This window comes from Frankia sp. AgKG'84/4, assembly GCF_023242965.2.
In the GTDB taxonomy this organism is placed as follows: domain Bacteria; phylum Actinomycetota; class Actinomycetes; order Frankiales; family Frankiaceae; genus Frankia.
In genome coordinates this window covers 1-5,652 of record NZ_JALKFU020000343.1, presented here as the reverse complement: position 1 = coordinate 5,652, position 5,652 = coordinate 1, and the positions used below count along the sequence as shown (strand labels likewise).

The window sequence follows — 5,652 nt, the reverse complement described above, 5'->3', positions numbered from 1 at the left end:
GTGCCGGCGCCGCGGTTGCCTCGGCGCCGGCTGTCCTGGTGCCGGTGGCCGCGATCAGCGGTGTTGTCGTCGGCGGTGTCGTGGGCGGCGGTGTCGTGGGCGGCGGTGTCGTGGGCGTCAAGGCCACGCTCCTTCGGGTTCGGGTTCGGGTTCGGGCGTCGAGGGCGGCTGCCGGGCCGGCGGCCGACCGGTGACCCGATCCTGGAAGATGAACCCGACTTGAGGTCAAGCGGGCTGGAGATGCGCTGGCCCAGCGGAGCCGCGTGGACGGCAGGACCAGCCGGGCGCGGGCGGGCTACGATGCGGGCGCGTGCCCGGGGGAACGGCCGGTGGCCCCAGCCCGGTAGCGGCGTGATCGGCCGGAGGGGGGCGCTGTGGTCGGGCGGGTCCGGATTCTGGTGTCGGCGAGTGCGGCGGGTGGCGGCGCCGCCGTCGGAGCGGGCGTCGGGCTGTGGCGTCTCGCCCTGTTCCAGGGCACTGCGGCCGACCGTCGGGTGCGGCCGCTGACAACGCCGGCGCCGCCGGTGCGCGAGTACTACGGCAACGCCACCGACGCGCCGTTCACGCTCGCGATGCTCGGCGACTCCAGCGCCCAGGGCACCGGCGTGCACGACTACGACGACACCCTCGGCGGTTGGCTCGCGCGGCGCCTGGCCGCCGAAGGGCGACATGTGCGGGTCGTCAGCGCCGCGCGCGACGGTGCCCGCGCCGAACACCTCGCCGCCCAGGTCGCCCAGGTCGCCGTGGCGCTCCCGAGCCTCGCCGTGATCTCCGTCGGCGTGAACGACGTCCGCAATCGCACGTCGCCGGCCTCCGCTGCCCGCCACCTGCGCGCCGCCGTCGCCGACCTGCGTCGCGGCGGCGCCCAGGTGATCGTGGGCACCACCCCCGACCTCAGCGTGATCGCCGCCGTTCGTCCGCCGCTGCGGGAGGTCCTCTGGCTGCTCGGTCGTCGCCTCGAACGGGCGCAGACCCCGGCGGTGGCGGCCGCCGGGGGCCGGCCGGTGACGTTGCGGACCAGCGTCTCGCGGGCGTTCGCCACCGACGGCAGCCTGTTCGCCGCCGACGGCCTGCACGCCTCCGCCCGGGGTAACGCCGTCATCGGCGCCGCTCTGCTCAGCGCCTGGGCAGCCCTGCCCGCCCTGCCCGCCCTGCCCGCCCTGTGACGCGGGCGGGCCGGACGGTTCGGCGGAGCGGAGCCGACGACCAGATGATCAAGTATGCCACCGTGATCCGCACCCGCACCGCATCCACCGAGGCGATCCTGTGCCGCTTCACCCGCAACGCCTCCCACCCCACCCACGCGGCGATGCTGGAGGTCGGCCGCGCCCAGAAAGACCATCTTCGTGGCCCGCTACCTGCGGCTTCGGGACCTCCAGCGGGAGATCGAGGAGGGCCTGAACGTGATGGAGTCCTCCAACGGCGCGAACTCCGTGATCGCCTACGGCAAGGGCGGGGAGATCGCCTCGAACCGGCGCGACGAGCAGGAGATGTTCGTGTTGTGCCTGCGGATTCTGCAATCGGCCCTGGTCTACGTGAACACCCTGATGCTCCAGGACATTCTCGGTGAGCAGGAATGGGCGGCTCTGCTCACGCCCGCCGACCGGCGCGGCCTGACCCCGCTGTTCTGGTCCCATGTCCGGCCCTACGGTGAGGTGAGTCTCGACATGGGCGCCGCCTCGACCTCGCCGCGTCCTCCGTACCGGGCCCCCGGGCCCAGGGCGACCAGACCGCGCGGTCCACTGTGGAGAACGTATGAAACTGCAGGGTCGCCGACCGGTACAGTCGTTGGCGCTGAGATTGATCATGGTCCTGAACGAGGGTTTTCGTCGTCCAGGGGGTAGCCGGCCGGCCACAAGGCGGGCCCGTCCGCGTGCCGCATCGCGGGCCTCACCTCGCTCGCCCACTGGTCGAGGATCTCAGCCGACTGACCCGCGACCTCATTTGCGGCTCGTGTCTGCCCGTTGGACCCAATACCCCTAACCGCCGTGTCGTGTGGCGTCGGGCGTGGGGACGGTGTGCCGGGCGGCGCGCGGTTCGTCCGCCTGAGTGTTGGGACCCGTTTCACACTGTTCCGTGTTGGCGCCGTCAGTCCGAGTCTGATCCGGCGCCGGGGACGATCTTCCCATTCCTCGCCCTGGTCACATGGGTCCGCGGGACATTTCCGTCGATCTGCCGGAACATGGCGGCCGCCCGCTGGCTGGGCAGCGAGGTCAGGGTGTCCTTGTACTCCTCGATGCCGACGTTCGACCATTTGTCGAAAAAGAAGATGCCCGGCCGGACGGCATCGGGAGCGTCGAGGTCCTCCTCCGACTTCCCCGGGTAGAGCTTGCTGAAGCAGGTCGCGCACGGCCGTTTGGTGCCCGCGAGATGGCCCGGGGTCCTGTTGCCGTTGCGGATGCAGATCCGTCGCTCCGCGTGCAGCCCGGAATCGCCGTTGTCGGCGACGACCACGCCCTCTCCGATGGCGCCGAGTACTTTCCGGTACCGCTCGGCCACCTTGGGGTCCTGCCCGCTGTGCAGCATGCCGAGGCCGGTGAAGTGGCGGTTCTCGCGGCCGACCGCGGCGTTCTTGGTCCCCTCGTCCGTCGTACCCCCCTTCTGCTCCTTGACCCAGTCCTCTTCCGTGACCGGTCCCTTCTGGAGCGCGGTACCGATGAACGACATGCCGTCGTTGACCTGCCTGAACAGGTACGCGTTCGCCTGCCTGTTGTTGGCGGCGACGATCAGCTCGCCCTTGTCGCCGATCGCGGCCTGGACCTCGACGGGATCCTCGCCGTCGGCGATCAAGTACCTTTTCACCACCGTGCTGATCCAGCGGAGGCTCTCCACCTCCGGCTCGTCCATGTAGTCGTGCGGTCCCGACTCCTTCTGATTGCGTATCGCGATCTTCCCGCGGGCGGTGTCTCTGACCGTCCACCCGTCCGACTGGGCGAATTTCTCGCTGAGCGCCGCGATGAACATGGCGTGCCGGCCATCCTCGTTCATGGCACGAGCTCTCTCCCGCTCCTGCGCGAGGCTCGCGCTGACGCCGACGTCCATGAGGGTCTGCTGACCGGTCTCCAGCTTCCTCCTCTTGCTCTGGCGATCCGGGGCCCGCTGGACCTGCCCGCCGTCAGGACAAGCCGGCTGCCCGCCGGACGAGGCCGCCGGGGCGGGCGCGGGCCGGGCCAGGACACGGGACGCGACGGCGTCGGCCTCACGCTCGAATCTGTCGCCCGGGTCGGAGAGTCGGAACCCCTGCCCGGTGTTGGAACCGGACACGGGCCCCCGGCGCTGCTGCACCACGTGGGTCAGCTCATGCGCCAGCGTGTGCCGGTCGGCGCCGCCCTCGCCGAGGACCACATGAGAGCCCGAGGTGTAGGCCCGCGCACCGATCTCCGCCGCCGACCGCCGGGCCGCTTCGCCGGTGTGCACGCGCACGTCGGAGAAGTCGGCCCCGAGCCCGCTCTCCATCTCGGTGCGCGTGCTCTCGTCGAGGGGTTGTCCGGGGGAGCGTAGGACGTCGGGGACGGTGGAGCGCTGGACGGGCTGCTCGGCCTGCTGGTGGCCGCAGCCGGCGTTGCGCTGGTGGGTTTCCTGGGCCCAGGGGTGCCCGGCCTGGCGGAGCATCTGGACGACTGCAGCGTTGCCCACGCTGCCTTGGAGGGCTAAGAGCGGGGGAAGCGGCGTCGTGGCGCGGCCGATGGCCGCGTGGGCCGATGACCGGCTGTTCTCCGCCTCGTTGCTCCTTGCCCTGTCGTTCGCGTGCATGGTCTTCCTCCCATGTCCCATGTCATACCCCCCCGCCCTCGCCTCGGATCAGCGCCTCCGCAGTGAGCACGGTGCGGGCTCAGGGGATCACGTACCCGTGACGGAGGCTGATGATATGTCTCATGATGGGACGTTAGGGCATTCGGCAGTCCATCGTGGTGGAACAGCCCTCCTCGGCCTGAACTCGACGCCGCCGAGGTGAGGTGTACGCATTTACTGCGGCGACACGGAAGGGCAGGGGGCATGACGATCGAACCGGTGACCGAACTCGGAGCAGGGGGCGCGCTCCGGCTGCCGCGCGCCCGGGTGGCGCCCCTGTCCGTCCCTCCCTGTGATCCCTTCTTTGAGCGTGAGTCCGGAAACCTCGGCGCCGATGGTCGGTGACAGCGTTCTTATGGTCAGGCCGGCGGTGTGCCGACGTCGATGTACTCATGGAATCCTCGGGTCCGGCCGCCCGCGCGGTCACGGACCGGCGGAGGGCATGCCACTGGCGGCCGCCGGTCCGTGGACGGACGGCACTCGTGGCAGGGCGTGGGCTGGCCCGGCCACGCCAGGACACCCGGGGGCCGCGTGCGCGGACGGTACCGGCGACGTCGACCTGCGGGATGGCGGAGCACGGGGGAGGGCGGCGAGTCCAGCTCCGCGGGTGGCGCGCCGTGACCAAGGCCGACGCGACCGCTCACCAAAGCCCGCGCCGGCTGGACCGAGCCGCGCGAAGTACCTGGTGAACATGCCCGTGGGGACTGCGTTCGCAGTGGACCACATGGTTCCGGCCGCCCGTCGCCCCGCTGGCGTTACAGCGCGGTAAGCCTCCGCCCGCCGGGGGCGGCGGCGTTGCCCGCATCCCCACCAACCAAGATAGTCAACGGTGGTGACGAATCTCCGGCCGCACCTAAAAACGATCACGAAATACAAAGATCAAGGCTCCAGGCGGAGTGGACACCTGGTGGCCAGGTCAGCGCGGCCGGCAGCGTTCGGTCGGTTCCTTACCTGCCAATGGGGTGGGACGGTTTCCCGTCCCACCCCATTTGTCTTGGGGAGCCGGTCGATCAGTAGCGCGGGTTGCGGTTGGGATGTGCGGCGCGATCGCGGCGGCGCAGGCGAAGCCGTCGGACGTCGCCCTTGATGCGGTGCAGAATCCTCATCGCTGGCCTCCTCGTCGTCGGTGCCGTGCACGTGAGGTTCGTGTGCCCGTGGCCGAGGAAGCCAACCGTCATCGCCGCTTCTTTCCGGATGTCGACATTCCGGTCGCCGCTGCGCCGGAGGTCGGATGCCCAGCGCGGCGTGCGCGGATGCCGAGGTCGCCGTCGGTGCGCGGCCCGGCGGCGCGAACTGGCCCAGCGGTGGTATCGCCGGCGGCGGGAACCTGCGCGGCCAGGTCGGCGGCAGGGGCGTGGAACGTGCCGTAGTCGCCGTCGTGGTAGACGAGCGGGGCGGCGCTGCGATGGGTGCGGCTGTCGAGGACCTCGGCGATGACCAGCCAGTGGTCACCGGCGGCGAGGCGCTGGCGGATCCCGCAGCGGATCCACACGGCCGCGTCGAGTAGCAGCGGCTCGCCGGTGTCCAGTGGACGCCACCGCGTCGGCGGGGCGAACCGGTCGGCGCCCGGCCGCGCGAACCGGGCGGCGAGTTCCCGTTGGTCGTGCGAGAGCAGGTGCACGACCAGGGAGTCGGCCGCGAGCAGCGCCGGGACGAGCGAGGACCCCGTCGACAGCGCCAGCGACAGCAACGGCGGACGCTCGGACAGCGAGGTCACCGACGTCGCGGTGAAGCCGGACGGCCCGCGCGCACCCGCCATCGTCACGATCGTCACCCCGGCCGCGTGCCGGCGGAACACCTGCCGAAACACCTCCCCGCCCGCGGCGCCCGCGCCCGCGCCGGCCCCGCTCAGCTGCGCCG

At 71.4% G+C, this 5,652-nt stretch carries 5 protein-coding genes; 3 read left to right on the top strand and 2 right to left on the bottom strand.

All coding sequences use genetic code 11. The annotated features are described in order from the left end of the window. The 3 genes from MXD58_RS18620 to MXD58_RS18610 form a co-directional block, all read left to right on the top strand. Positions 1-194, top strand: a 194-nt coding sequence (locus MXD58_RS18620) for a hypothetical protein (protein WP_250609642.1), incomplete at its 5' end; no start/stop codon positions are given. A 180-nt stretch (positions 195-374) separates the two neighbouring features. After that, positions 375-1,166 (top strand): SGNH/GDSL hydrolase family protein, encoded by a 792-nt coding sequence (locus tag MXD58_RS18615; RefSeq protein WP_248837669.1) that lies wholly within the window; start codon positions 375-377, stop codon positions 1,164-1,166. A gap of 180 nt (positions 1,167-1,346) precedes the next feature. Then, complete coding sequence (locus MXD58_RS18610; protein WP_250609641.1) at positions 1,347-1,844, top strand: Tn3 family transposase; 498 nt, start codon at positions 1,347-1,349, stop codon at positions 1,842-1,844. Positions 1,845-2,088: 244 nt separating this feature from the next. Here the strand turns inward: MXD58_RS18610 and MXD58_RS18605 are convergent, their stop codons facing one another. Continuing rightward, entirely contained in the window at positions 2,089-3,636 is a 1,548-nt protein-coding gene (locus MXD58_RS18605) for an eCIS core domain-containing protein (RefSeq protein ID WP_248837670.1), read from the bottom strand. A 1,330-nt stretch (positions 3,637-4,966) separates the two neighbouring features. Continuing rightward, entirely contained in the window at positions 4,967-5,644 is a 678-nt protein-coding gene (locus MXD58_RS18600) for a flavin reductase family protein (RefSeq protein WP_308301996.1), read from the bottom strand. Between the last annotated feature and the right edge of the window lie 8 nt (positions 5,645-5,652).